This is a genomic window from Enterobacter sp. UPMP2060 (genome assembly GCF_053709655.1).
Window position 1 is genome coordinate 18373 of sequence record NZ_JBSKJQ010000001.1, and the last position, 25494, is coordinate 43866.

Consider the following 25494-nt stretch of genomic DNA (forward strand, 5'->3'; position numbering starts at 1 on the left):
GCTTACCCCATCCTGTGCTCGCCCCGTAACATCGCCTCACGGTCAAACACCTTCTGGATCTCCCCGTGCGCCATAAATGCCGCCCGGTCGGACATATGGGCAATCACGTCCGCGTCGTGGCTCACCAGCAGGTAGGTCATGCCGTGCTCGGCCTTCAGGCTGTTGAGCAGGTTCAAAATTTCCGCCTGCACGGACATATCCAGCGCCGAAGTCGGCTCGTCCAGCAGCAGAAGCTGCGGGCGCAGCAGCAGCGCGCGGGCAATGGCCACGCGCTGACGCTGCCCGCCGGAAAGCTGGTGCGGATAACGCTTGCCCGCGTCGGCGGAAAGCCCCACCTGCTGCAGCGCATCCGCTACCTTTTCGGCAATCCGCGTTTCGCCGTGGATGTTTAACGGCTCCGACAGGGTGCGCGCAACGGTGTGGTTTGGATGCAGAGACGCCCACGGATCCTGAAACACCATTTGCACGTTGCGGCGAAGCTCGCCTTCAAAACGCCGTCCTGGCCGTAGTGCGTCTCCCAGGATCGAAATACGGCCGTTCCACTCGCGCTGCAATCCCGCCAGCACGCGCAGAATAGTCGATTTCCCGCAGCCGGATTCGCCGATCAGGCTGAAGGTTTCACCTTTCTCGATGCCAAAGCTGGCGGCGGACACCGCCGTTTTCTCTCCGAATCTCACCTGGAGATCCTTAACCTCAACGAGCGCCATTATCGGCCTCCTTCCACGGCTGCGTGCGGTCCAGCGTCGGCAGCATCTGGCCGAACGTTTGCGCATTGGGTCGGCAGGTCCACAGGGTTCGCGTATACGGGTGCGTCGCCTGCGGAAGCCGGTTCGCCGCCATCTCGTCGACCTTCTCGCCCTGATACATCACCAGCACGCGGTCACAGTGCTCCGCCACCAGCGGCAGATCGTGGCTGATTAACAGCATCGCCATCTGGCGCTCTTCGCTCTGCTGCACCAGCAGTTCGAGGATCTGGTTGCGCAGGCGGGCGTCCAGCGCGGAGGTGGGTTCATCGGCAATCAGCACCTGCGGGTTGTTGATCAGCGCAATCGCGATCATCACCCGCTGGCCCATGCCCCCGGAGAGTTCGCCGGGATAGCGCTGGAGGACGTGTTCGTTGAGTCCGACGGCGCGGATAATGTCGTGAATGCGCGCCAGGCGCTCGGCGCGGGGCAGGCGCTGGTGCAGGGTCAGCGCTTCATCGAGCTGAGCGGCGACGTTTTTCGCCGGATTCAGCGCGTAGCGCGGGTCCTGCAGGACCATCGCAATCCCGTTGCCGCGCAGCGCCTGCCAGCGGCGGGTGCTCAGGGTCAGCAGGTCGTTGCCGAGCACGTTAAGCCGGTTCGCGCTCACGATGCCGGGCTTACGCACCAGCCCCATCAGGGCGCGGGCGGACATTGATTTGCCCGAGCCGGATTCCCCCACCAGCGCCAGCCGCTCGTTGCCTAGCGTGAAGCTCAGGTTGTTGACCACGCGCGCGGCGGGGTAGTCGATATTCAGCGCATCGACGATGACGCGTTGTTCAGTCATGCTGTGGCTCCAGTACGTCGCGCAGGCCATCGCCCAGCAGGTTAAAGGCCAGGCTGGCAAACAGAATCGCGCCGCCCGGAATGGCGGCAATCCACCACTGGTCGAAAATCACCTGCATGCCGTCAGCGATCATCGCGCCCCATTCGGCCATCGGCGGACGCGCGCCAAGGCCGAGGAAGCCCAGACCGGCGGCTGCCAGAATAATCCCCGCCAGATCCAGCGCCAGCCGCACAATCGCGGACGGCAGGCACAGGGGCAGGATATGGCCGACCAGCAGGCGCGGGCCGCGAATGCCCATCATCTCGGCGGCGGCCAGATAATCGCTGTGGCGCAGCCGCTGGATCTCGCTCCGCGCCTGCCGAGCGTAGGCGGGCCAGGTGGTTAAGGCCAGCGCCAGCGCGCCGTTGACCAGTCCCGGGCCAAGCATCGCCACAAACGCGAAGGCGAGGATCAGGCGCGGCATCGACATTACCACGTCGGTAAAACGCATCAGGATGCGCTCCAGCCAGCCGCCGTAGTAGCCGGACAAAATCCCCACCAGCAGCCCGGCGGGCAGGGTGATTACGGTAACTAATGCCACCAGCCCGAGCGCCGGACGGGTGCCGTAAATCAGGCGCGAAAGCAGGTCGCGCCCGTAGCTGTCGGTGCCCAGCCAGTGCTGGCTGTTCGGTGCCTGCAGGCGCGCGGCGGCGTCCTGCCAGTTCGGGTCAAGCGGCGCGAGCCACGGCGCGAACAGGGCGATAGCCACCAGCAGCGCGATAGCAGCCAGCCCGCAAAACGCGGCAGGGGAGCGGCGCAGGCGGCGTAAGAAAAGATAAAACGGCATCAGCGCACCCTGGGATCGGTCGCCCGCACGAGCAGGTCGGTAAGGTTATTGATCAGCACAAAGCAGACGCCAATCAGCAGCGTGCCGCCCATGACGGCGGTGGTGTCTCCGGCGAACAGAGCGGTGGTGAGGTAGCGCCCGATCCCCGGCCAGGAGAAGACGGTTTCGGTCAGTACCGCGCCTTCCAGCATGCTGGTGTAGGCGAGGGCGATTACCGTCAGCAGGGTACCGCGAATGTTCGGCAGCACGTGGCGCAGCAGGATGGTCATCTCCCCGGCGCCCTTGGCGCGGGCAAGCAGGATGTACTCTTTGTTCATTTCGCTCAGGCAGGCGGAACGCGTCAGGCGCGTGATGCTCGCCAGCGAGTAATAGGCCAGCAGCAGCACCGGCAGCACCAGGTGGCTGAGGGCGTTGCGGAACGCCTCGCGATCGCCGGAAAGCCAGGTATCCACCAGCGCAAAGCCGGTACGCGGCTCGACGGTGAACTGCCAGATATCATCCAGCCTGCCGGGACCCGCGCTCCACTGCAGCTTCGCGTAGAACAGGGCCAGCATCAGCAGGCCGAGCCAGAAAATCGGTACCGAGTTGCCGAGCAGGGTGAGCGTTCTGATGGCGAGATCGAGCGGCGAACCGGCGTAGCGGGCGCACAGCACCCCGGCAATCACGCCGAGCACGGCGCCGATGATTAACGCCAAAGTCGCCAGCTCCAGCGTGGCGGGAAACGCGTGCAGCAGATCCTGCAGCACCGGCTGCCCGGTGGCGCTGGCGGTGCCTAAATCCCCGTGGGCAAGGTTTTGCAGGTAGTGCCAGAACTGCACGGGCAGAGGCCGATCCAGCCCAAGCTGGTGGCGAACCTGATCGTAGGTTGACTGGCTGGCGTGATCGCCCACGATCTGCAGCACGCGATCGACCGGTGAAAACGCCGAGAGCGCAAACGTGACGAGCAGCAGCCCGAGGAGCGTGAGCAGCAGGGTCAGCAGCCCCTGGAGCACGCGGGTGGAAAGATGTGGCATGGGTAAATCGTTATCCTGAAAATATGCACGGACGACCCCCTCTCCCTGTGGGAGAGGGCGGGGGTGAGGGGGAACAGGCGGCTCTGTTGCGCGATGTTGCCCTCACCCCTCACCCCAACCCTCTCCCACGGGAGAGGGAGAAGGGCTACTTCGTGACGCGATCGTACCAGACCATATCCGCGTTCAGCCCCTGCTGATACCCCTTCACGTTATCGCGCACCACGATCTGGGTTTTCCCCTGATCGACGAACACGTACGGCGAATTCTGCTGCAGCTGTTCCTGCATCTTCTTGTAGAGATCCAGACGCTTGGCCGGATCCGGCTCGGCTACCGCCGCCAGCGTGGCTTTGTTCAGCTCCGGAATTTTCCAGCCGTTAAGTCCGGCCACGGTGCTGGATTTGCCGTCGTTCCACGCAAAGGCGCTGGCGTTTGAGTGCGCGTCGAAGTAGTCCGGGATCCACAGACGGATCGCCGCCTGATGCTGCTTTGCGCGCACGCGGGCATAGACCTGGCTCCCGGCGGCAGGCAGCAGATCGACCTTCACGCCGCCCTGAGCAAAGCTCGCCTGCATCGACTGGGCGATGGTGATAAACGGCGGCTTGTTCTCCACGTCCAGCGTAAAGTGCGCGTCTTTAATGCCCGCTTTGGCGAGAATGGCTTTCGCTTTTGCCGGGTCAAACGTAAACGGGTTGTCTTCCAGCGCGCCCGGCAGGCCGACCGGCAGGAAGCTCTGATGAACAAAGTACTGGCCTTTCAGCAGATTTTTGGTGATGCCTTCATAATCCACCAGCCAGCGCGAGGCTTCCCAGAACGCCGGGTTGTTCAGCAGCGGGTTGGCGCTGTTGCCGGTGTTAAACACCAGGTAATTTTGCTCGGCGGTCGGAATGCTCAGCACCTTCACGCCCGGCTTGCCGTCCAGGGCACTTATCTGGTCTGCACCGAGATCGCGCGCCACGTCCGCATCACCCTGCTGGATCAGCAGGCGGCGTGAAGCCGGATCGGGGACGTTTTTAATGATGATGCTTTTGAGCTTCGGCGCGCCGCCGGGCGCTGATTCGTTAGCTTCCAGCACGATGGCCTGATGCGGCTGATAGACGCGCATTTTGAACGCGCCGCTGCCCGCCGAGTGCATTTTCAGCCAGGCGTTGCCGAAGTCGTTATCCTTCACGTTCGCCGCAACCTGCTTTTCATCGACGATGGAGGCAATCGGCGTTGAGAGAATATTCAGCGCCACCGACGGGCTAACGTCCGCCGTCCAGTGAAGCTGGAGGGTATGGTCGTCCACCTTTTTCAGCTGGCTGGCGATGTTGCTCGCGTCCCAGCCCAGCACGTTGAGGATAAAGGCCGGGGATTTGTTGAGCGTCACGGCGCGGGTGTACGAGAAAATCACGTCTTCCGGGCGCAGCGGGTTACCGGAGGCGAATCTGGCATCGGGCTTAAGCTTAATCGTCAGGGTTTTGGCTGCCGCGTCCGCTTCCCAGCTTTCTGCCAGAATCGGGGTGATTTTTTCCGGGTTATCGCGGTCCGGCTGTACCAGACGCTGATACAGGCTCGGCACGGTCTGGATGCTGGAAAGCTCGTTGGCTTCGGCCGGGTCGAGGCTCACGATGTCATCCAGCCCCTGGGCAACAACCAGCGTGTTGGGCGGAGTAGCGGCGTGGACAGCGCCTGAGAGCGCAGCCAGCACCAGTAACGGCAACAGTTTTTTCGTCATAGCGATCCCTGAGAAGAATATATTGTGATTGTTTTATGCTCCGCTACGTTAGGGCGACTCTGACATTACGCAAAGTCGAAATTCAGCTTTGCTTATGCCTTCCAGGAATATCGCATGCGCTCGGGCTATTAAAATACGCTGCTTTTCGCCCGCTTTTTAACCTGCTATAACAAACTCCTTACCTTTCAGGGAGTCACCGCCGTGCCCGAAATCAATCAACATGGTCAAACCGTTAACGATATCGTTCCAGACTGGAGAGGCGCGCGCGTATTAACCCGCACGCCGCTGTTCGGCCAGTATTGCCGCCTGGAGCCGCTGGATGCCGATCGCCACGCGGCCGATCTCTATGAGGCCTACGCGCTGGGCGACGACAGCGACTGGACGTGGCTTGCCAGCACGCAGCCAGCGAGCGTGGAAGCCACCGCGCACTGGATCGTGGGTAAGGTGATGGACGATGAGCTGGTGCCGTTTGCCGTCATTGATTTACGCACCGAACGCGCGGTGGGGCTGGTGAGCTATATGGCTAACGAGCGGCTGCTGGGATCAGTGGAGATCGGGCACGTGACCTGGTCGCGCAGGATGAAAGGAACCCGGATGGGCACCGAAACGGTGTGGCTGCTGCTGAAAAATGCGTTTGAGCACGGCTACCGGCGCGTCGAGTGGAAGTGCGATTCCATGAACGTTGCGTCACGAAATGCGGCGGAGCGGCTGGGATTTGTCTGGGAAGGACGCCTGCGCCAGAAGCTGGTGCGCAAAGGGCGCAACCGCGACAGCGATATGCTTTCTATTATTGACGGCGAGTGGCCGCAGCGCGATGCCGAACTGCGCGCCTGGCTGGCGGCGGAGAATTTTGACGGAGAAGGGCGGCAGATTAAGCGGCTTGAGGCGTTTCGGTTATAAGTGTTTTATGTAGGGTACATCTGAAACGGTCGATCAATCTGCGGAAATGGCAATTTCAATCAAATTGGTTTTTCCGGACTGTAGCCCTTGCGTCACCGCCGTGGCGATATCCGCGGCCTGGGTCACCCGGCAGCAGCGGATACCCATCGCGGCGCCCAGCGACTGGAAATCAATTCGCGGGTTAATCAGATCCATCCCGATAAAGCGACCCAGCTTTGTCGAACTGTAGCCCGGCTGTCCTTTCATGAAGTTTTTCAGGATGTTGTACTCCAGGTTATTCATCACGATAAAGGTGACGGGCAGATTTTCGTGCGCCGCCGTCCAGAGCGCCTGCGGCGAGTACAGGGAGGCGCCGTCGCCAACCAGACACACAACCGGCTCGCGCCCCAGCCCCAGCGAGTGACCTACTGCTGCAGGCATTCCCCAGCCCAGACCGCCGCCGCGCATAAAGTAGTAGCGCGGGTGCTGCTGGTCGGAGATAAACCGGCGAACGTGTCTGGCCGTTGCAATCGCCTCGTCGACAATCGTTATGCCCGGCGGAACGGACTTTATCACCTCGTAGGCCGCGACCATCGGCGAAATCGCCGGGCGCAGCCGCTCGGCTGCCAGACGCTCTTCCTGCAGTTGCCACTCTTTTTCACGTTCGGCGCGTGCCGCTTTGAGCAGCCGCTGATGCGTCAATTTGCTTGCCACCCGGCGCTGCTCAAGCTTCGGCAACAGTTCCTTCAGGGAGAGTGTGATATCCCCCATCACCGAGAGGCGAGTGGCGTAGGTGCGTCCCAGCTCGTTCATATCCGCCGAGAGCTGATACACCGCGCAGGTTTCCGGAATGGCCTCGCCCTCGCTATACAAAATGGTAATCAGGCTTCTGCCGCCGATGATAAACACCGCATCGTAGGCATTAACGACGCTGGCGATTTCCTTTGCGGTGGTGGGCATATTCCCTCGCCAGAGCGCGTGCTGCGTGGGGAAGGGCAAATTCAACGGCCAGGAGGAGCCGTAGACGTGGGCGCCTAGCGCTTCAGCAAGCTGGACAATCTCCTGCGTCGAGCCGCTGGAGTGAACTTCATCCCCCGCCACAATCATGATCCTGCCGGGGGTGACTTCGCTTAGCGCCTGCGCCAGCTCGTCCAGAGAGCCCGCCACGGTGTGGTAGTTCACTTTAGAGGCCGTTTGTATCCCGGCGTCGCTGAGCTCTTCCATGACGTTCATTGGCAGGGATAGCAGCACCGGACCCGCGGGAGGGTAGCTGGCGGCATGAAAGGCCCGGCGCACAAGAACCGGGAGCTGGTCGGCGCTGGTGACCTCCTGCGCCCATTTCACCACCGGCGATCCAATGGAGACTATGTCATCATACAGGAGCGGGTCGCGCACGTAGTGACGGGTATCCTGCTGCCCGACGGTGACAACCAGCGGCGTTTTCATGATCCGCGAGTTAATGAGATTCCCCATCCCGTGCCCAAGACCGCTGGCGGTATGCAAATTGATAAAACCGGTCTTGCCGGAGGCTTTCGCGTAGCCGTCGGCAATGGCGACCACGCTGCTCTCCTGGAGTGCCAGAATATAGTGAATATTTTCATGGCGAAGAAGGGCATCAATGAGCGGAAGTTCGGTGGTGCCGGGGTTGCCAAAAATATATTCCACACCTTCACTCTCCAGCACTTCAAGGAGAATATCGGCACCCGATCGCATATTTAATTCTGACAGGGACGTTAATGATTTAATCATAATGACACCTCGTTCAGCGTTATTTAACTCATGCTAAAATTCTTCCTGCGTAGGACGGACAATTATTTCATTTACATCAACGTCGCCAGGCTGTTCGATAGCAAATAATACGGCTCTGGCAATCGACTCTGCCGGAATAGCCTGCTTATAAAATTCATGCAGGAACTGTTTGCTCGGGGCATCAGAGCTGCCAAACTGCAGCTCGCTTTCAACGGCGCCGGGGGAAATAAGGGTCGTCCGAACGGTTTTCCCCGCTTCCTGACGTAAGCCTTCACTCAGGGCGCGGACGGCGAATTTCGTGGCGCTGTACACCACGCCGCCGGGGGCAAGGACCTTGATACCCGCCACGGAGGCCACGTTAATAAAGTGTCCGCTCCCCTGGCGCTGGAATACCGGAAATGCCGCTGCGATACCGTACAGCACGCCTTTAATATTGGTATCGATCATCCGGTCCCACTCGTCGGTTTTCAGCTCGCTGAGGGGGGCAATCGCCATAAAGCCCGCGTTGTTGATCAGCACGTCGACGCGCTGGTATGCGGCAACGGCAGCGTCAATCGCGCGCTGAACCTCCTCCTGTCGGGTCACGTCCGCCTTCACGGCAATCGCCTGGCCGCCCTGCTGAATAATGCGATCTACCAGGGCGTTAATTCTCTCCAGACGACGGGCAACCAGAACCAGAGAAAAAGGTTTATTTGCCAGATGAAGGGCAATGGCCTCACCAATACCGCTGCTGGCACCGGTGATAACAACAACTTTGTTTGCACTATTATTCATGATCTTATCTCACTGTTGTGTGACTCAAAATAAATAAAAATAAGGGAGCGGTTTAAGAATTATGAAAAATTCTTAAACGCTCGTTTTTGATATATTCTGTATCTGGAATGAAATAATGCTCGCTTAAAACTTAATGGAGTGCGGAAGAAAATGTCAATGACGTTTTTTAATAATTAAATTAATTGCAAGCTTAATATTTAATTCTTATATGTAACAATCATATGAACAGAATAAAATTTGGTGACCCCTGCGGCCCTGCGAACAAGGCCGGGGGATTAAATCTTGCCGCTGTACAGCACGGGGCCGGTGGGTTGACCGGTGGGTGACCCACCTTCGGGCTCGAGGCTTATGGCTATCATCGCGTCAGGGGTAAGGGTGTTGTTCCTGAGGGCAACATGAGTCGGTATATCACGTTGCAGCAGCCCAAGGGATATCGGGGCCTTACCGGCAGGAATAAGCCAAAGCTGCAGGCTGTTTTGCGCCGCAATAGCGTTCGGTCTGAGAGGGGTGATGCTCAGATACTGGCGGCGGCTGTCCGCACTGACGATCCATTGCCCGTGCTGTTGGGCATCGTTGAGCACCATCAGCGGTGCGAGTTCCGGCGTTCGGGTGGAATACCAGGTCACGACGGTAACGGCGGCGAGGCCGGCCGCGACCATCCAGCCGAGATAGGGCCGGCTTTGGCGCAAAGGCTTTTTCGGTGGCAGATCGAGGGCGATCCTCTTCCACACCGTCTCGGGTGGGTGAACGGGCGCGAGATGACTGTCGAGCGTGCTAAACATTTCCTGCCAGTACGCGACGCGCGCTGTCAGGCGGGGCTCCGCGGTGAGCCTTTTCTGGAACTGAAGCCGCGCCCCTCCGCGCAGAGTGCCGAGGGCATATTCCGCAGCCAGCATGTCATCGCGTTTTTCGCTGTCATTCATAGGCCCACGCACTCCCGAAGATGATCCATCGCGCGGCGGATCCAGCTTTTTACCGAGCCCACGGGCTGCTGGAGCCAGTCGGCAATGTCGCTGTGGGACATGCCCTGATAGTAGGCGAGCGTAATGCTCTGGCGCTGTTCCTGACTTAGATGATCCAGACAATGCCTGAGCCGTGCTGCCTGCGCGTCGTCGTACCAGTTGTTTTGCTCATCGTTTTCGCTAAGCAGACTCTCTTCGGAATACGACTCCTCGCGGGCGGCAGCGCGGGTTTGCCCGCTGCGCAGCCAGTCAATACAGCGGTTGCGAACAATATGCGTAAGCCAGGTCATCGGAGAGCTCAGGGCGGCGTTATAGGTGTCGGCTTTACTCCAGACGGTGACAAAACAGTCGTGAAGGATCTCTTCTGCCCAGGCGCGATGGCGCAGCATGCGCAGCGCGACGGCAAACAGATGCGGTGAAGTGAGTCGGTAAAGCTGTTCAAATGCGCGGCGATCGCCGTTTGCGACCGCCTGCATTAATTTCAACTGCTGTTGAGCCAACGCGTTATCCATGTTTTTCCCGGAAGGCAACGTCACACTTCCGAAGTATAGACAACTACTTAGGCATCAGGACGGTATCAATCACATCGATCACGCCATTTTTCTGATGGACGTCATAGGTGCTGATATTCGCCACGTTACCTTTACCATCCTTGAGCTGAATATTGTGCGGGCCGTTACTCATGATCCACAGCGGTTGACCGTTAACGGTTTTCAGCTCCGCGTGGCCGCCGCCCTGTTTAATTTTCTGCTCCAGCGCTTTCATATCGTAATTACCCTCAACCACGTGATAGGTCAGGATACTGGTGAGCAGCGCTTTATTTTCCGGCTTCACCAGATTGTCGACCGTACCCGCAGGCAATTTTGCAAACGCCGCATCGGTGGGCGCAAAAACGGTGAAGGGCCCTTTGCTCTGCAGCGTATCCACCAGCCCGGCCGCTTTAACCGCCGCCACCAGCGTGGTGTGATCTTTAGAATTCACGGCGTTTTCAACAATGTTTTTGCTCGGGAACATTTCCGCTCCACCCACCATCACGGAGCCAGACGTCATGGCCGCTGATGCGCCTGCACAGAAGAGTAAAGCGCTGGATACGAATGCAACACTGAGTAGCTTTTTCATCATTTATCCTCGGATTAAGGAGCAAAGGCGTTGCTCACATACTCACATACGAGGGCAGGTGGGAAACTGGATGCAGGAGGATGAAAATATTTTGGGAAGGGAGTGGCAAAGTGAATTTGAAAGTTGATTTTGGTTAAGTTCTGTTCGCGGATTTTATGCGCTAATGCCCTTCTGGATCTACAATATCAGGAACTTAACTCATGGATGACTCTGAAAATCGTGCTTATCATCGGCCCATCTGGGACGACAATGGACGGTTTCATTATGAATTGACCTCCCAGCCAAAAGAAAATAATTACGTGGCGGTTTGCCTTATGCCGCCGCACAAAATCATTCCGGTTATTTTCATTCCAGGAGTGATGGGATCTAATTTAAAGAACAAAGAGAACAAAGTCTGGGAGTACAGCTTTGAATCACTAAAAAAATGGCCGTTGGCAGGCCCGGAGAAAAGAAAACAGCTTCTTGACCCAAAAACAACATTTGTTGATGACAGCGGGAATATCTTCAATGAGGGGGCTGACGGTAAAAAGTTCCCATCCCGGTGTGTGCGGGGCTGGGGGAGTGCGTTTTACATGAGCTACGGCGAGGCGCTTGACCGGTTACAGTACCTGCTCAGTGACGACGATATCCTGTTAGATAATTATTTCCGTGAAGCGCAATTACAAACGGCGCGGCAGCGTTTTACCGGTGTCAGGATCGGTGACGAACCTGCAGAGCAGGTGCTGACGGAAGAAGAAGCGGCGCACGGGCACCACTTTTTATACCCGCTTCACGTTTTTGGCTATAACTGGCTACAGTCGAATGCTGATTCGGCGGCGTTGCTTGGCCAATATATCAGCAAGGTTCTGGGGTTATATCACGGTCGTCTGGCGGTGGACAAAGTCATTCTGGTCACCCATTCGATGGGAGGCCTGGTTGCCCGACATTATTCAGAAAACATGAACGGTCAGAGCAAGATTCTGGGGATTGTCAACGGGGTGATGCCGGACCTTGGCTCGCCAGCAGCTTATCGACGGATGAAAATCGGCGAACGGGGAATTACCGGGATAATTATCGGGGACAGTGCCGAGAAGCTGATGCCGGTGTTGGCCCAGTCTCCCGGCCCGTTACAACTGCTGCCGGGCAAGGCTTACGGTCCTGGCTGGCTGAAAATCGAGAGCGGCGATACGCAACAGTCTCTACCAAAGAGCGATCCGTACACGGAAATATACCTGAACAAAACGGACTGGTGGCGGCTATGTGATAAGGATTTGCTGCTGGGGGATACGAATAGTGAGTGGCAAGATTTTGTTTACCGGATAAAGAATCCAGTTAAAGAATTCATTGAGAAACTGAATGGCAAATACCACCCGCAGACCTGGCTGTTTTATGGTGCGAGTGCAGACAATAAGTCTGATGCTTTTCTGACGTGGAAAGAACGGCCTGCTCTGCGGCCTGTGCCGGTGATGGGCTATCCAGAGCCATCGTCACCGACATATCGGTATGATGCAGGAACAACCTTTGAGTTGATTTCCGCAGGAACGCCCGGCGATGGCACGGTGCCAGTAAAGGCGATCCGGACCAGGTCCCCCAGAATTTTTGGGGTGCTGGCGACCAATGTTGACCATGAAGGGGCCTATGCCGTTGATCCTGTGGATCGCTCCCGTTCAGTTTACAGCGACCTGTCCGACGCCCTGATGTTCACGGTCCGCTCGGTGGTAAAAATCGTGCAGCAGGTGCCGGCACCATGAAAAAATTCCCGTTTCCCCTGCTTATTCCGCTGGCGATGCTGTTGCTGGCGGCAGGATTCTATATTCACAACTTTGTGACGTTTGTTCATACGCCACCAGAATTGACCGCTAAGGAAAAACGTATGGTTGATACCCTGTTTGCCTACACTAAAGCCCAGTGCGTGGGGCGCTATGTGTTTGAGGTTCCGACCTCTTTTGAAAACACCCGGACCGAAGATGCCAAAATCAATGAGATCAGCATCAGCAGCAAGCGATTTTATCGCCCGGCATTTGAACATCGTATCCGGCTACGAGAGCAGGAGTTGCTGAACGGGCATACAGTGAGGAAAGTGGATCAGCCTTTCTTAAAGCAGGTGTACCGGATCAATGAGAATGCGGTGATCTTTGACCGGAATAGAAATGGGAGTGAAGGAGGATATGGCCGCACTCTGGAAGGGCACCTGTATATAGATGGGGTAGCGTTTATCCTCAGTCAGGATATTATCGATTTATCAAATCCTAAATATCAACAAGATAAGGAGGATTTTATCAATGCTGGTGTCAGTCCTGGCCATATTAATAACAAACCTCAGAAACTAGCAGAGCTACAGGACTTAATGTCCCGTCTGAGCGGGCGAAAAAATGATGAAATCCCGACACAGCCGGGCACCTGTATTTCAGAAGGGTTTATCCGCGACGGGAACGGTAAACCAAAGGAAGACATCACCTTTATTTATCCGCACAGTTCGGTATTTTCTTTTATCGTCTGGAGCAATAATGCTCTGAAAGAAAGCACCACCATGCTGGAGCGAACCGGGGAAATTCAGTCTTATATCAACAGCATTAATGGACGCACATTACGTAAGGGGGAAGCGCAGATTGCCGGTTTCACGGGCAATGAATGGCTGATTACCGCCCCACCAAAAAGATCATCCGATAATCCCTCAGCGCAGCTCATGTTTACAGCCGTAGCGAATGAGACAAATGCAGACTTCATGCATCCCAGTCTTGATCTGACACTCAGCAACGAAATCCCACCCGAAGGAAGCGACACTGCTCCCCCATCAGCCTATAGCGAAGCTGAGTTTGTGGCGATCTGGGATCGCATTACCCGTTCATTTCGTCTCAGGGACAATGCGTTCTGACTGGTACAAATCCCCGGCGGCGACGTCCGGGGATTTTTGTCTATGAAACTGAGGTTTTAATCATCGTTGAAACGTAGGCGGGCGAAACTTAGCGTCTTACCGGCGCCCCGTTCGCCACATAATACGCCGCCGTGCTCTTCGCCAGCGGCTCGCGCCCGCGAATGGCGTCGGCAATCTTCTCGCCAATCATAATAGTGGTGGCGTTCAGGTTGCCGGTGATGATCTGCGGCATGATCGACGCATCCACCACGCGCAGCCCTTCCAGCCCGTGAACGCGGCCTTCGCCGTCGACCACCGCCATCTCGTCGTAACCCATCTTGCAGGTGCCGCACGGGTGGAAGGCGGTTTCGGCGTGGTTACGCACGAATTCGTCCAGCTGCTCGTCGGTCTGGCATTCGACGCCCGGGCTGATTTCGCGACCGCGATATTTGTCCAGCGCGGGCTGGTGCATGATCTCGCGGGTGATGCGGATAGCGTCGCGGAACTCCTGCCAGTCCTGCTCGTGAGACATATAGTTGAACAGGATCGCCGGATGCTGGTGCGGATCGCGCGACTTGATGCGCACGTGCCCGCGGCTCGGGGAGCGCATGGAGCCAACGTGGCACTGGAAGCCGTGCTCTTTAACCGCGTTCGAGCCGTTGTAGTTAATCGCTACCGGCAGGAAGTGGTACTGAATGTTCGGGCACTCGAACTCTTCGCGGCTGCGGATAAAACCGCCCGCTTCGAAGTGGTTGCTCGCGCCCACGCCGGTGCCGCCAAACAGCCACTCGGCGCCAATCTTCGGCTGGTTCCACCACTGCAGGGCAGGGTAGAGGGAGACCGGCTCTTTGCATTCGTACTGGAGGTACATCTCCAGGTGATCCTGCAGGTTTTCGCCCACGCCGGGCAGGTCGTGCACCAGCGGAATATCGAACTGCTTCAGCAGCTCCGCGTTGCCCACGCCGGAGCGCTGGAGGATCTGCGGGGAGGCAATCGCGCCCGCACACAGCAGCACCTCTTTATTCGCCGTCGCTCTGGACGGGATGGTGCTTTCGCCTTCCAGCCACTCGACGCCTACCGCGCGTTTTCCGTCAAAGATAATGCGATCGGTCATGGCGTGAGTGCGGATGGTCAGGTTCGGGCGCTTTTTGGCCTGGTCAAGATAGCCGCGCGCGGTGCTGGCGCGTCGGCCCTGCGGCGTGACCGTGCGGTCCATCGGGCCGAAGCCTTCCTGCTGATAGCCGTTGAGATCGTCGGTGCGCGGGTAGCCCGCCTGCACGCCCGCTTCCACCATCGCCTCAAACAGCGGGTTCACGCCCGGCTTAGAGGTGGTGACGCTCACCGGACCGTCGCCGCCGTGGTAGTCGTTCGGCCCCACGTCGCGCGTCTCCGCCTTGCGGTAGTAGGGCAGGCAGTTGAGGTAGCTCCAGTGCTCCAGACCCGGCTCTTTGGCCCAGTGGTCGAGGTCCATCGCGTTACCGCGGATGTAGCACATGCCGTTGATCAGCGACGAGCCGCCCAGACCTTTGCCGCGTCCGCACTCCATGCGGCGGTTGTTCATGTACGGCTCTGGCTCGGTTTCATACGCCCAGTTGTAGCGCTTGCCCTGCAGCGGGAACGCCAGCGCGGCGGGCATTTGGGTGCGGAAGTCAAAGCGGTAGTCCGGCCCGCCTGCCTCAAGCAGCAGAACGGTGGTATTCGGATCTTCAGTCAGTCGCGTTGCCAGTACGTTGCCGGCAGAGCCGGCCCCGATAATGATGTAGTCAAATTGCAAATAAACCTCCCGGTTAAAATATGGACTGGAATTTACCCATCTCAACCTGGATGGACTTCACCTGGGTGTAGCTCTGCAGCGTCATCACGCCGTTCTCGCGGCCAATGCCGGAGTGTTTGTAGCCGCCGACCGGCATCTCTGCGGCGGATTCACCCCAGGTGTTGATCCAGCAGATGCCCGCTTCGAGCTGATGAATGGCGCCGTGCGCACGGTTCAGGTCGGCAGTGACGATGCCCGCCGCCAGGCCGTAGTCGGTGTCGTTGGCGCGGCGGATCGCTTCTTCTTCACTTTCATAGGTGAGGATGGACATCACCGGGCCGAAGATCTCTTCGCGCACGATGGTCATCTCGTCGGTGCAGTCGGTGAACACGGTCGGGGCGACCCACGCGCCGTTGTCAAAACCTTCGCCCTTCAGCGCGTCGCCGCCGCACAGCACGCGCGCACCTTCCTCTTTGCCTTTGGCGATGTAGCGCAGCACGCTGTCGCGGTGCGGGAAGCTGACCATCGGCCCAAAGTTGGTGCGTTCATCGAACAGATCGCCCGCGCGGATGCGGCCCACGCGCTCAACGATTTTCTGCTCAAACGCGGCCTTGAATTTCGCGGGTATGAACACGCGGGTACCGTTGGTGCACACCTGGCCGGAGCTGAAGAAGTTCGCCATCATGGCGATGTCCGCCGCGAGATCCAGATCGGCGTCGTCGAAAATAATCAGCGGGGATTTGCCGCCCAGCTCCATCGTCACCTCTTTCAGGGACGAGGCCGCCGAGTTGGCCATCACCTTCTTGCCGCTGGCGACGCCGCCGGTGAAGGAGACTTTGGCGATGCCCGGATGCTCGGTGAGGTACTGGCCGGTCTCCGCGCCTACGCCCGGCAGGACGTTAAATACGCCGTCCGGCAGGCCCGCTTCGGTGTAGATCTCCGCAAGCTTCAGGGCGGTGAGCGGCGTCACCTCGCTAGGCTTGAAGATCATCGCGTTGCCCGCCGCCAGCGCCGGAGCGGATTTCCAGAGGGCGATCTGGATCGGGTAGTTCCACGCCCCGATGCCCGCCACCACGCCCAGCGGCTCGCGGCGGGTGTAGACGAATGAGGTCTCACGCAGCGGGATCTGGCTGCCTTCCAGCGCCGGGATCAGCCCGGCGTAGTACTCCAGCACGTCCGCGCCGGTGACGATGTCGACGGTGGAGGTTTCGGAATACGCTTTACCGGTGTCGAGGGTTTCCAGCTTCGCCAGCTCATCGTTGCGCTCGCGCAGGATATCGACGGCGCGACGCAGAACGCGCGAGCGCTCCATGGCGGTCATCGCCGCCCAGATTTTTTGCCCGCGTTTTGCGCTTTCGACGGCGCGGTCGACGTCTTCGCGTCCGGCGGCCTGTACGCTCGCCAGAACTTCACCGTTGGCCGGGTTGATGGTCTCGAAGGTGCGACCGCTGGTGGCGGAGGTATAACCACCATTGATATAAAGCTGCTGTTCTGCCATTCGGGACATAAATTCTCCTCGGTTATTCGGTCGGTAAATGCTGGCTGATGAAGTGGCTGGTGAGCGACTGCGCCAGGGTTTTATCCAGCGGCTTGCCGCTCAGCGCGGCGCGCAGCCACAGCCCGTCGATCAGGGCCGCCAGGCCGTAGCCCGCCTCTTCGGCCTGTTCTCGCGGCAGCTCGCGGCGGAACTCGTACACCAGGTTTGACAATAAACGACGGCTGCTCACCTGCTGCAGGCGGTAGAGCATTGGCTGATGCATGCTGCTTGCCCAGAAGGCCAGCCAGGCCTTCATTGCCGCGCCGCTGGTCTGGGTTTCATCAAAATTGCCGCCGACAATCGCCTGCAGGCGCTGCTCCGCGCTGCCGTCCGGCAGGGCGCGTAAGCGGCTCAAAACCGCGTCGCGCAGCTGGCCGGTAATGTCGCGCATGGTCGCTTCCAGCAGACCGTTTTTGTCTTTGAAGTAGTGACTGATGATCCCCGTGGAAACGCCCGCCCGACGGGCGATCTGCGCGATCGTCGCGTCGTGCATTCCCACTTCATTTATTGCTTCCAGCGTGGCGTCGATAAGCTGCCTGCGCCGGATCGGCTGCATCCCCACTTTGGGCATTTTTGCCACTCCATTCATCAGCGTTGGTAATACATTAAAGCGGTTTTTGATTGGACGTTCAATATAAAATGTGTCTTAATTGTTGCGGATTTGGATTTCAATAGTTACAAAAAAAGTGGGGATACTGGATGACAGACCTTTCACAAGACAGAGAAAAAGACAAAATCAACCCGGTCGTTTTTTATACGTCCGCCGGGCTGATTTTGTTGTTTTCCCTGACGACCATCTTCTTTCGTGATTTTTCTGCCGAGTGGATTGGGCGCACCCTGAACTGGGTGTCGAAGACCTTCGGCTGGTACTATCTGCTGGCCGCGACGCTCTATATCGTCTTCGTCGTCTGCATTGCCTGCTCGCGCTTTGGTTCCGTGAAGCTCGGACCTGAGCAGTCCAAGCCCGAGTTCAGCCTGCTGAGCTGGGCCGCGATGCTGTTTGCCGCCGGCATCGGCATTGACCTGATGTTCTTCTCCGTGGCCGAACCGGTCACGCAGTATATGCAGCCGCCGGAAGGGGCGGGGCAGACGATGGAGGCCGCGCGCCAGGCGATGGTCTGGACGCTGTTCCACTACGGCCTGACGGGCTGGTCGATGTACGCTCTGATGGGCATGGCGCTCGGATACTTTAGCTATCGTTATAATTTGCCTCTCACCATCCGCTCCGCGCTGTACCCGATCTTCGGTAAAAAGATTAACGGGCCGATTGGCCACAGCGTCGATATCGCGGCGGTGATCGGCACCATTTTTGGTATCGCGACGACGCTCGGGATTGGCGTGGTGCAGCTCAACTACGGGCTGAGCGTGCTGTTTGATATCCCGGATTCGATGGCGGCCAAAGCGGCGCTGATTGCGCTCTCCGTCATTATCGCCACCATCTCGGTGACGTCGGGCGTCGATAAAGGCATCCGCGTGCTCTCCGAGCTGAACGTGGCGCTGGCGCTGGGTCTGATCCTGTTCGTGCTGTTTATGGGCGATACCTCGTTCCTGCTCAATGCCCTAGTGCTCAACGTGGGCGACTACGTAAACCGCTTTATGGGCATGACGCTGAACAGCTTCGCCTTTGACCGTCCGGTGGAGTGGATGAACAACTGGACGCTGTTCTTCTGGGCGTGGTGGGTCGCGTGGTCGCCGTTTGTCGGCCTGTTCCTGGCGCGTATTTCGCGTGGCCGCACCATCCGCCAGTTTGTGATGGGCACGCTGATTATCCCGTTCACCTTTACCCTGCTGTGGCTGTCGATTTTCGGCAACAGCGCGCTGCATGAGATCATCCACGGCAATGCCACCTTCGCGCAGGAAGCGATGGCGCACCCGGAGCGCGGCTTCTACAGCCTGCTGGCGCAGTACCCGGCGTTTACCTTTAGCGCCTCCGTGGCGACCATTACCGGCCTGCTGTTCTACGTTACCTCGGCGGATTCCGGCGCGCTGGTGCTGGGCAACTTCACCTCGAAGCTCAAAGATATCAACAGCGATGCGCCGAACTGGCTGCGCATCTTCTGGTCCGTCGCCATCGGCCTGCTGACGCTTGGCATGCTGATGACCAACGGCATTTCGGCGTTGCAGAACACCACGGTGATCATGGGCCTGCCGTTCAGCTTCGTCATCTTCTTCGTGATGGCCGGGCTGTATAAATCGCTCAAGGTGGAAGACTATCGCCGCGTCAGCGCCAGCCGCGACACCGCGCCGCGTCCGATGGGCGCGCAGGACAGGCTGAGCTGGAAGAAACGTCTCTCGCGCCTGATGAACTACCCGGGCACGCGCTACACCAAACAGATGATGGAGACGGTCTGCTTCCCGGCAATGGAAGAGGTTGCGCAGGAGCTGAAGCTGCGTGGAGCCTACGTGGAGCTGAAAAACCTGCCGCCGGAGGAGGGCGAGACCCTGGGGCACCTGGATCTGCTGGTGCACATGGGCGACGAGCAGAACTTTGTTTATCAGATCTGGCCGCAGCAGTATTCAGTACCCGGGTTTACCTACCGGGCGCGCAGCGGGAAATCGACCTACTATCGGCTTGAGACCTTCCTGCTGGAAGGGAGCCAGGGGAATGATTTGATGGACTACAGCAAGGAGCAGGTGATTACGGACATTCTGGACCAGTATGAACGGCACCTGAACTTTATCCATCTGCACAGGGAAGCGCCGGGGAATAGCGTGATGTTCCCGGATGTTTGATGTCTAGATGAGCATCATAAAGGTTAGGTAACGGGGGCTGAGTGTTTAAACTTTGGCCCCGTTATTTTTGAAAATGTGTGAAAAGTTTGTATTGGTGTATTTATATCAATAATTTATATTGATGGCATAACTCATTTTTTACGGGAATTTGTTTTTTTTTGGGATCTCACAATTAATTGGAGTTTTTAAATAGTTATCCGGAAGGGGCTTTTTGAATAATTAATGAACGCTTATTGCTTATAGCATTAAAAAACAGAAAGTGCGATCAACTACAATAAATATCATTAGCATAAAGCATATAACTGACTGGCAGTAAATTTTACTGCAATTAAATGAGGATAACAAATTGCCAGTTTATGCAAACAAGGGTGGCGATTCTGGAGTCGTTTTTTATGAAACTACTAACGATTCAATCACTGTTCACTTCAGCGATGGATGGAAATATGTTTACGATACCAGCAAGCCCGGGCTCGCTGTAGTGGCAAAGATGCAGCAATTAGCTCATGCTGGTCATGGACTCAATAGCTACATAAGTCGTGTTGTTAAGTCTAATTTCTCTCAAAAGTATCGTTAGTCTAACGCAAGAGGGCGATTTTTGCCCTCTTAACGCATCTAACTATATCATTCATGAATGGTATTGTATTGACTAATTTATTTACATAATATTTAAAAAGATTTTCACCTCAAGATTATTATTCCTCGAGTTACCTCGCATTTATCAAATTCCCCTTATTTTAATTCCCTGTGTATTTATACATGGAAGTATAATGGCCGAAATTAACCCAGCACTGAGATCTGGAAAGATATGTAAAAAGGCAACAAAAAGGAATCGCGGTACAAAGGTGTGCGACCACCTCCATACCGCTAACCACAAACAACTAAAAGGGAGTTGATTATGGCTGCGAAGAATTCTATGCCAGAGCGGGCTATTGCCCAAACAGAAAATGCAGATCTAGAGATTCAGCAAGAAAATCGCGAGAAGCTACGCAAAAAACGCATCCGGGCGTTGCATGACGAGCCGGTTCACTCTGCGTATCTTCATGAAAGAGGAGAGGCGGGTTCCGCCTGTGTTGAACTTTATACCCGAATGGAGCGAAACTATCTGCCGTTAACCGGCGCGTGGTTAACCCGCGCAGGGTTTAAAGCAGGAATAGCCGTGAAGATCCGCGTGATGCCGGATTGTATTGTGATTACGCCGCAAAATTCCCGTGAGCTGTGGGGCTGTCTGGAAGGCGTCAGCGCAACGTATACAAATAAGCTGAAAATGATGAAGTGGCTGGAGACGTTTCCGGGAGCCTTAATTGATACGGGGGATTTGCCAGTGAACGAAAGTGGAAAAGGGGAGCGGTAAACATCACGAGGCGATCCTGGGAATGCCAGGATCGCGCTTTGAGCAACCACATATATTAGTATTTTATTAGATTAATCAGGATAGTTATGCTCTAGTTTTTTCTTTCTGCGCAGGTTTCATCCATAAATCATCATAAATAATATTGCCCTTGAGATAATTCCATTGAATACCACGGAATCGTAAGCCTACCACTTCATGCATATTAGGCGCAGAGCTGCCCGGATAGTATACATGCGTGAAATCCAGAGATGAAATTACCACGCTATCAAGTGTGATGGTGTAGATCTCTGTTTCCGCTCCCGCTTCAACAATTTCATAATATTTGATAATTGCTTTTTGCAGGCGTCTTCCTTCGCAAGCGACAACAGCAAGATAAGGACTCACTTTATCTAATTGCTTATGCAGAGTAACCGGACCATGCTGTCTTGTTCCGGTCATATTTCCGGTATGGCTATCGACGGCTTGTTTTATGCCGTAACTGCTGTTCATGATTTCTATAGCACCTTCTCGACCTGGCATCATACAGTCGCCCTGTATGAGCATTCCGTGCTCATCGTAGAGAAATAGGTAAGCGGGTAGTGACATTATCATTCTCCTAAATTTATTAGCTTGCCATTTTTATCGATATCGAACTGATGTACATATTCTTTGCCATTTAAGCCGTAGTGAATTACGTAAGTATGTTCATGCTCCCATTTAATATTCATACAAGTATCAGGATAGGAAGCGTTGAAATCACCGTATCCGGATCCCGTCACTATGCTTATCTGATGGGCTTTGCTTGAATAAATTGTATAATATTTCAAAATGTCATTTTTATTTATGCTGAAACAAATATAATTGCCGTTAATAAAAGTTAGTCGTGTTTTGGGGGCTCGTTTACCACCAGGACAACCGGTAATTGAAATACACATAGCAATAATAACCAGCAGTTTTTTCATCCGGGAAATCCTTTTAAAACTGTTTTATATTTATTCAGGAGGTAATAGAGCGTTTCTTTAAGATGCAGATCCCGGTATTGTAGTAAACTCTGATTTTTGTCCAGGCCAAAATATTTCAATAACCAGTAATCGCTTACAATCGATGCTTGCTGCTCTAACCCATAATGCAATAAATCTACTTTATCTAAGCTATAAGTATAGTCAGCAATACCGGAAAATAATCCTCTGGTCCTGACAAACATCCCCTTTTGTGTTTGCCAGACGTGCATCATCTCATGCATAAATCTATGCTTCTTAACTAAGTCGTCCTCTAAAGAGAAATCAGGTGAATAAGTTTCTTCTCTAAACCACATTTCACCATTGGGACTCATCGCTATATCGACAGGCTGGAGATTAAAAGGAAGATAACCTTCCCTGTGCACCCACACCAGATGATAATGGATACTGTAACCGTAAAGCGTCTTCGCGAGGGCTATCTCACCGATGGTGAGTTGTCGGATACCGCCTGGGTTAATCGGGGTTCCTGAGGTGGGAATAATGCGTTCATTTACCGGAATTATAAATCCATTTAAATTTTATGGTTATTGGGGTTTTATCCTACTCCTGCAGAAATGGAAAAGAAGATTGATATATTCCTAAAAAGTGTTTCTCGCATTGCGAGAAATAAAAGAAGTGAAAGAGTGGCTGAATAAAGATTTTCGATGCCTGACGCGCGTTACAGCAAAGTGATGACTTGATTACCATCAAGTAACCAGTGAACTGTAAATAGCGTATTTTCTTTAAACTCAGCCTGTGGGCGGGTCAGGGCCAGCGTAAGTGTTCTTTCATCGAGTGTCATAATACGAGCGCAGTCAAAACCTATATAAGTTTTCACCTGTGGAAAGAGCGCCTTAAACAAACTCTCTTTGGCGCTAAATGCCAGCGTCAGCGCCAGCGCAAAAGGGTAGCCCGAGTGCGTCAGGTACATCGCTTCCTGCGCATCAACGATGCCGTCCTGGATTTCGCGGGCTTCCCGGTCTGGAAGAATGGCTTCGCAATCAATACCTACGAGCGCATCTTGATGACGGACGACAACCGCCATCGCCTGCGTGCCGCTATGAGTAATGCTTCCCGAAACCCCTTCCGGCCAGAGCGGTTCGCCGCTGGGGCCGATGCCGGGGATCGCGCGTTCATTTATCGCACCGAGCGCATGCGCGGCGGCGATGCGGCCTGCCAGATGCTCGGCTTTGCGTTTGCGTCCGGCGTTTGAAAGTTCAGCGTAGTGGGGGAGCCAGAGAAGGTCGGTGTCGGTGAAGGTGGTGGGGGCGAAGGTGACGTGGTGGACGGTGTGGCCGGCAAGAATGAACGTGGTGTGGGTTGTGTGCATGTTTTTCCCTTCAGAATTGTGCGGCCTGATGCCCTCACCCCGGCCCTCTCCCACGGGGAGAGGGGGGAGTTACTGCCTGAATCAGAAACGCGTATTCACGCTCATGTACCAGGTGCGACCCGGCTCATTATACGTATACGCTCCCGCACCGTACATATACGCACCGGTGGTGGCGTTGCCCGTGGTCTGGGCATTACCCGCGCGCCACTGGCGTTTGTCGAAGACGTTATCCACGCCGCCGGTCAGGCTGACGTTTTTGGTCATGTCCCAGGTCGCGCTCAGGCCAACGATGCTGTACGGACTGATTTCGTCTTTCTCAGACCCGGTCACCGGCTGACCTTTGTAGTTATACTTCTTCGGCTGCTGCTTGCCGTACCAGGTAAAGGTCGACTGGAGCGACACGTCCTGATGAACCTGCCAGCTCAGGGTCGAGTTCAGCGTGTACTCCGGAATGATCGACAGACGGTCGCCGGTCTCCTTGTTTTTGCTCTGCAGCATCCAGGTGATGTTGTTGGTCCAGTTGATCGTGTCGCTGACCGGCACGTTCAGGGAGCCTTCCAGCCCTTCGACGACCGCTTTCGGAACGTTTTCCCACTGGTAGATATCCGTCTGCACTTTACCGGAAGAGGTGTGACCGATCGGCGCGTAGCCCGCTTCAATCTTGTCGCGATAGTCGTTGCGGAACCAGGTCACGCCCGCCAGCCAGCCGTCGCGTTTCCACTCCAGACCAATCTCTTTGTTGATGCTGGTTTCCGCTTTCAGATCGTCGTTGCCCATCATGTAGCAGCCCACGCCGTCCGAGCTGGCGTAGCAGCCCTGGCCTTTGCTGTAGAGCAGGTAGTTCGGGTTGGTCTGGTACAGGCTCGGCGCTTTATAGGCGCGCGCGATCCCCATCTTCAGCGTGAAGTCATCGCCCAGACCTTGCGACAGGTTCAGGGACGGGCTCCAGTTGTTGCCGACGATAGTGTGGTGATCGAAGCGCAGGGCAGGGGTCAGCATAGTGCTGTCGGTCAGCTCCATGTTGTTTTCGGCGAACAGGGAAAAAATCTCCGCCGAAGTGTACGGGCTGCGGTCGTTGCTCATGCCCGGAACGGTGCCGCCCTGCAGGGTTTGCGTAAAGGAGGTGGAGTCCTTCATGCGCTGCTGGTTCCACTCGGTGCCCAGCGTCAGGTTCTGGTTGACGAGGAAATCAATCGGCAGGTTGATTTCGCTGTGCAGCATCACGTCGGCCAGGTCGGTGTCGGTGAATTTATTGCTGCTGAACAAGCCTTCCGTCCCGCCCGCCAGACCTTCGCCCAGGCGGGAGTTGCGGGTGTGTTCGTACTGCGCCCAGCTGCTGGTGGTGATGCCGTTATCCCAGCCGCCGTTCCAGGTCACCGCGAAGTTCTGGCGGTAGATACGGTTAGTCTCTTTGCCGTAATTCTTCTTCACCAGCGCGCTGTCGTTGTTGGTGTTCTGCGTGTCGCCCGCGTAGAGGTTGTTCTGGCGGCTGTAGCCCGCTTCGAACTCCAGGGACTGCATGGGCGCGAAGTCCCAGCGCACCACGCCGTTGATGTCTTTGTTTTCCACGCCCTCGCGGCCAGCCGGCAGGGTGTTGGCGTAGGCACCGGTACGATCGGACTGATGACCCTGGTTGATGTCCCACGCGTCGGCCTGGGTTTTATCGAGGTTACCGAACATGCGGAAGCTGAAGTCGCCGCCCAGGGGGCCGCTCAGGCTGAAGTTGGTGCGCCTGGTGGAACCTTCGTCCTTATGTTCTGGCGCGTTCAGGTAGGTGTTCCAGGAGCCGTGCCACTGGTCGTCGAATTTTTTGGTGATGATGTTTACCACGCCGCCTGCCGCGCCGTTGCCGTAGCGCGCGGCTGCCGGACCGCGGATCACTTCGATACGCTCGATCATCTCCGGCGGCACCCAGCCAGTATCGCCGCGGGTGTCACGCTCGCCGCGCCAGCCCAGACGAATAGAGTTGCGGCTGGTGACCGGCTTGCCGTCGATCAGGATCAGGGTGTTTTCCGGGCCCATGCCGCGAATGTCAATCTGACGGTTGTTTCCGCGCTGGCCGCTGGTGGAGTTCCCGGTGAGGTTAACGCCCGGCATGGTGCGGATGATTTCCGCCACGTCGCGCGCGGGCGGGTTTTTGCGGATCTCGTCGGCGGTGATGGTCGACACGCCCGGCGCCTGTAAATTCTGCTCGGCGGCGGTGATCACCATCGTATCTTCGTGCTGCGCAGAGGCGGTGTTGTCGTCTGCCATGGCGGGCAGCGCGACACCATAAATCCCTAAATTGACCAGCAAGGCCAGAGAGTGAATCTTCTTATTCATTGTACGTCCCGCTTTTATGGTTATTTAATGAGCGCGCTTCCCACAGCGCGGGCATTACGCTATTGCAAATGCAAATAGTTATCAATATTATT

Annotated in this window: 23 protein-coding genes; 5 read left to right on the forward strand and 18 right to left on the reverse strand. The window is 56.3% G+C overall.

Annotated elements, in window-relative coordinates; translation table 11 throughout:
- Nucleotides 1-2: 2 nt before the first annotated feature.
- The 5 genes from ACWKXN_RS00125 to ACWKXN_RS00145 all read right to left on the reverse strand — a co-directional run bounded on the left by ACWKXN_RS00125 (nt 3) and on the right by ACWKXN_RS00145 (nt 5083).
- The gene (locus ACWKXN_RS00125) at nt 3-707 is read right to left on the reverse strand and encodes an ABC transporter ATP-binding protein (protein ID WP_447754117.1); all 705 of its coding nucleotides are present in this window, start codon (nt 705-707) and stop codon (nt 3-5) included.
- Nucleotides 694-1530: an ABC transporter ATP-binding protein gene (locus ACWKXN_RS00130; RefSeq protein WP_454543155.1), complete on the reverse strand. Its 837-nt coding sequence runs from the start codon at nt 1528-1530 to the stop codon at nt 694-696. Before ACWKXN_RS00130 ends, ACWKXN_RS00125 begins: the two co-directional genes overlap by 14 nt.
- On the reverse strand, nt 1523-2356 hold the full coding sequence (locus ACWKXN_RS00135; RefSeq protein WP_096149769.1) for an ABC transporter permease: 834 nt from the start codon (nt 2354-2356) through the stop codon (nt 1523-1525). Before ACWKXN_RS00135 ends, ACWKXN_RS00130 begins: the two co-directional genes overlap by 8 nt.
- Nucleotides 2356-3369, reverse strand: a complete 1014-nt coding sequence (locus tag ACWKXN_RS00140; RefSeq protein WP_033144875.1) for an ABC transporter permease — start codon at nt 3367-3369, stop codon at nt 2356-2358. Before ACWKXN_RS00140 ends, ACWKXN_RS00135 begins: the two co-directional genes overlap by 1 nt.
- 145 nt (nt 3370-3514) lie before the next feature.
- A complete protein-coding gene (locus ACWKXN_RS00145; RefSeq protein ID WP_454543156.1) occupies nt 3515-5083 on the reverse strand; it encodes an ABC transporter substrate-binding protein in 1569 nt (522 codons plus the stop codon).
- A 201-nt stretch (nt 5084-5284) separates the two neighbouring features.
- Between ACWKXN_RS00145 and ACWKXN_RS00150 the strand changes: the two genes are divergently transcribed.
- Complete coding sequence (locus ACWKXN_RS00150; protein ID WP_039264051.1) at nt 5285-5983, forward strand: GNAT family N-acetyltransferase; 699 nt, start codon at nt 5285-5287, stop codon at nt 5981-5983.
- 33 nt (nt 5984-6016) lie between these two features.
- Here ACWKXN_RS00150 and ACWKXN_RS00155 read toward each other — a convergent pair whose 3' ends face one another.
- The 5 genes from ACWKXN_RS00155 to ACWKXN_RS00175 form a co-directional block, all read right to left on the reverse strand.
- On the reverse strand, nt 6017-7711 hold the full coding sequence (locus ACWKXN_RS00155; RefSeq protein WP_454543157.1) for a thiamine pyrophosphate-binding protein: 1695 nt from the start codon (nt 7709-7711) through the stop codon (nt 6017-6019).
- Between the two features lie 33 nt (nt 7712-7744).
- The gene (locus tag ACWKXN_RS00160) at nt 7745-8485 is read right to left on the reverse strand and encodes an SDR family oxidoreductase (protein WP_033144879.1); all 741 of its coding nucleotides are present in this window, start codon (nt 8483-8485) and stop codon (nt 7745-7747) included.
- Between the two features lie 275 nt (nt 8486-8760).
- Nucleotides 8761-9408: an anti-sigma factor gene (locus ACWKXN_RS00165; protein ID WP_454543158.1), complete on the reverse strand. Its 648-nt coding sequence runs from the start codon at nt 9406-9408 to the stop codon at nt 8761-8763.
- Nucleotides 9405-9959: an RNA polymerase sigma factor gene (locus ACWKXN_RS00170; RefSeq protein ID WP_454543159.1), complete on the reverse strand. Its 555-nt coding sequence runs from the start codon at nt 9957-9959 to the stop codon at nt 9405-9407. The genes ACWKXN_RS00165 and ACWKXN_RS00170 overlap by 4 nt, the downstream gene beginning before the upstream one ends.
- 43 nt (nt 9960-10002) lie before the next feature.
- Nucleotides 10003-10566: a fasciclin domain-containing protein gene (locus ACWKXN_RS00175; protein ID WP_454543436.1), complete on the reverse strand. Its 564-nt coding sequence runs from the start codon at nt 10564-10566 to the stop codon at nt 10003-10005.
- Nucleotides 10567-10766: 200 nt separating this feature from the next.
- On the opposite strand from ACWKXN_RS00175, the gene ACWKXN_RS00180 reads away from it, so the two are divergent.
- Both ACWKXN_RS00180 and ACWKXN_RS00185 read left to right on the forward strand, forming a co-directional pair.
- Entirely contained in the window at nt 10767-12296 is a 1530-nt protein-coding gene (locus tag ACWKXN_RS00180; RefSeq protein ID WP_454543160.1) for a lipase family alpha/beta hydrolase, read from the forward strand.
- Nucleotides 12293-13420, forward strand: coding sequence for a T6SS immunity protein Tli4 family protein (locus ACWKXN_RS00185; RefSeq protein ID WP_454543161.1), 1128 nt, complete (start codon nt 12293-12295; stop codon nt 13418-13420). The genes ACWKXN_RS00180 and ACWKXN_RS00185 overlap by 4 nt, the downstream gene beginning before the upstream one ends.
- Nucleotides 13421-13508: 88 nt before the next feature.
- Here the strand turns inward: ACWKXN_RS00185 and betA are convergent, their stop codons facing one another.
- The 3 genes from betA to betI are packed head-to-tail and all read right to left on the reverse strand — an operon-like array spanning nt 13509 to nt 17260.
- On the reverse strand, nt 13509-15173 hold the full coding sequence (gene betA / locus ACWKXN_RS00190; RefSeq protein ID WP_454543162.1) for a choline dehydrogenase: 1665 nt from the start codon (nt 15171-15173) through the stop codon (nt 13509-13511).
- 13 nt (nt 15174-15186) lie between these two features.
- Entirely contained in the window at nt 15187-16659 is a 1473-nt protein-coding gene (betB, locus tag ACWKXN_RS00195; RefSeq protein ID WP_033144883.1) for a betaine-aldehyde dehydrogenase, read from the reverse strand.
- Between the two features lie 13 nt (nt 16660-16672).
- The gene (gene betI, locus ACWKXN_RS00200) at nt 16673-17260 is read right to left on the reverse strand and encodes a transcriptional regulator BetI (RefSeq protein ID WP_032662864.1); all 588 of its coding nucleotides are present in this window, start codon (nt 17258-17260) and stop codon (nt 16673-16675) included.
- Nucleotides 17261-17388: 128 nt separating this feature from the next.
- Between betI and betT the strand changes: the two genes are divergently transcribed.
- The gene (gene betT, locus ACWKXN_RS00205) at nt 17389-19422 is read left to right on the forward strand and encodes a choline BCCT transporter BetT (RefSeq protein ID WP_029741651.1); all 2034 of its coding nucleotides are present in this window, start codon (nt 17389-17391) and stop codon (nt 19420-19422) included.
- A gap of 895 nt (nt 19423-20317) precedes the next feature.
- A complete protein-coding gene (locus tag ACWKXN_RS00210; protein ID WP_075203913.1) occupies nt 20318-20773 on the forward strand; it encodes a SymE family type I addiction module toxin in 456 nt (151 codons plus the stop codon).
- Between the two features lie 84 nt (nt 20774-20857).
- Here the strand turns inward: ACWKXN_RS00210 and ACWKXN_RS00215 are convergent, their stop codons facing one another.
- The 5 genes from ACWKXN_RS00215 to ACWKXN_RS00235 form a co-directional block, all read right to left on the reverse strand.
- Nucleotides 20858-21358 (reverse strand): Hcp family type VI secretion system effector, encoded by a 501-nt coding sequence (locus ACWKXN_RS00215; RefSeq protein ID WP_094934417.1) that lies wholly within the window; start codon nt 21356-21358, stop codon nt 20858-20860.
- A gap of 2 nt (nt 21359-21360) precedes the next feature.
- On the reverse strand, nt 21361-21714 hold the full coding sequence (locus ACWKXN_RS00220; RefSeq protein WP_211437731.1) for a putative T6SS immunity periplasmic lipoprotein: 354 nt from the start codon (nt 21712-21714) through the stop codon (nt 21361-21363).
- Nucleotides 21711-22271 carry a type IV secretion protein Rhs gene (locus ACWKXN_RS00225; RefSeq protein ID WP_094934415.1) on the reverse strand — a complete coding sequence of 187 codons (561 nt, stop codon included), beginning with the start codon at nt 22269-22271 and terminating at the stop codon, nt 21711-21713. The genes ACWKXN_RS00220 and ACWKXN_RS00225 overlap by 4 nt, the downstream gene beginning before the upstream one ends.
- A gap of 158 nt (nt 22272-22429) precedes the next feature.
- Nucleotides 22430-23080, reverse strand: coding sequence for an enterobactin synthase subunit EntD (gene entD, locus ACWKXN_RS00230; RefSeq protein ID WP_331396036.1), 651 nt, complete (start codon nt 23078-23080; stop codon nt 22430-22432).
- 81 nt (nt 23081-23161) lie between these two features.
- Nucleotides 23162-25402 carry a TonB-dependent siderophore receptor gene (locus ACWKXN_RS00235; RefSeq protein WP_320709064.1) on the reverse strand — a complete coding sequence of 747 codons (2241 nt, stop codon included), beginning with the start codon at nt 25400-25402 and terminating at the stop codon, nt 23162-23164.
- Between the last annotated feature and the right edge of the window lie 92 nt (nt 25403-25494).

Coding starts and splice junctions, on each gene's coding strand:
- entD (WP_331396036.1), bottom strand. CDS start 23,080: ATGCACACAACCCACACCACGTTCATTCTTGCCGGCCACACCGTCCAC.
- ACWKXN_RS00155 (WP_454543157.1), bottom strand. CDS start 7,711: ATGATTAAATCATTAACGTCCCTGTCAGAATTAAATATGCGATCGGGT.
- ACWKXN_RS00180 (WP_454543160.1), top strand. CDS start 10,767: ATGGATGACTCTGAAAATCGTGCTTATCATCGGCCCATCTGGGACGAC.
- ACWKXN_RS00130 (WP_454543155.1), bottom strand. CDS start 1,530: ATGACTGAACAACGCGTCATCGTCGATGCGCTGAATATCGACTACCCC.
- ACWKXN_RS00175 (WP_454543436.1), bottom strand. CDS start 10,566: ATGAAAAAGCTACTCAGTGTTGCATTCGTATCCAGCGCTTTACTCTTC.
- ACWKXN_RS00215 (WP_094934417.1), bottom strand. CDS start 21,358: ATGTCACTACCCGCTTACCTATTTCTCTACGATGAGCACGGAATGCTC.
- betB (WP_033144883.1), bottom strand. CDS start 16,659: ATGTCCCGAATGGCAGAACAGCAGCTTTATATCAATGGTGGTTATACC.
- betT (WP_029741651.1), top strand. CDS start 17,389: ATGACAGACCTTTCACAAGACAGAGAAAAAGACAAAATCAACCCGGTC.
- betI (WP_032662864.1), bottom strand. CDS start 17,260: ATGCCCAAAGTGGGGATGCAGCCGATCCGGCGCAGGCAGCTTATCGAC.
- ACWKXN_RS00170 (WP_454543159.1), bottom strand. CDS start 9,959: ATGGATAACGCGTTGGCTCAACAGCAGTTGAAATTAATGCAGGCGGTC.
- ACWKXN_RS00140 (WP_033144875.1), bottom strand. CDS start 3,369: ATGCCACATCTTTCCACCCGCGTGCTCCAGGGGCTGCTGACCCTGCTG.
- ACWKXN_RS00235 (WP_320709064.1), bottom strand. CDS start 25,402: ATGAATAAGAAGATTCACTCTCTGGCCTTGCTGGTCAATTTAGGGATT.
- ACWKXN_RS00220 (WP_211437731.1), bottom strand. CDS start 21,714: ATGAAAAAACTGCTGGTTATTATTGCTATGTGTATTTCAATTACCGGT.
- ACWKXN_RS00185 (WP_454543161.1), top strand. CDS start 12,293: ATGAAAAAATTCCCGTTTCCCCTGCTTATTCCGCTGGCGATGCTGTTG.
- ACWKXN_RS00165 (WP_454543158.1), bottom strand. CDS start 9,408: ATGAATGACAGCGAAAAACGCGATGACATGCTGGCTGCGGAATATGCC.
- ACWKXN_RS00145 (WP_454543156.1), bottom strand. CDS start 5,083: ATGACGAAAAAACTGTTGCCGTTACTGGTGCTGGCTGCGCTCTCAGGC.
- ACWKXN_RS00135 (WP_096149769.1), bottom strand. CDS start 2,356: ATGCCGTTTTATCTTTTCTTACGCCGCCTGCGCCGCTCCCCTGCCGCG.
- ACWKXN_RS00210 (WP_075203913.1), top strand. CDS start 20,318: ATGGCTGCGAAGAATTCTATGCCAGAGCGGGCTATTGCCCAAACAGAA.
- ACWKXN_RS00125 (WP_447754117.1), bottom strand. CDS start 707: ATGGCGCTCGTTGAGGTTAAGGATCTCCAGGTGAGATTCGGAGAGAAA.
- ACWKXN_RS00160 (WP_033144879.1), bottom strand. CDS start 8,485: ATGAATAATAGTGCAAACAAAGTTGTTGTTATCACCGGTGCCAGCAGC.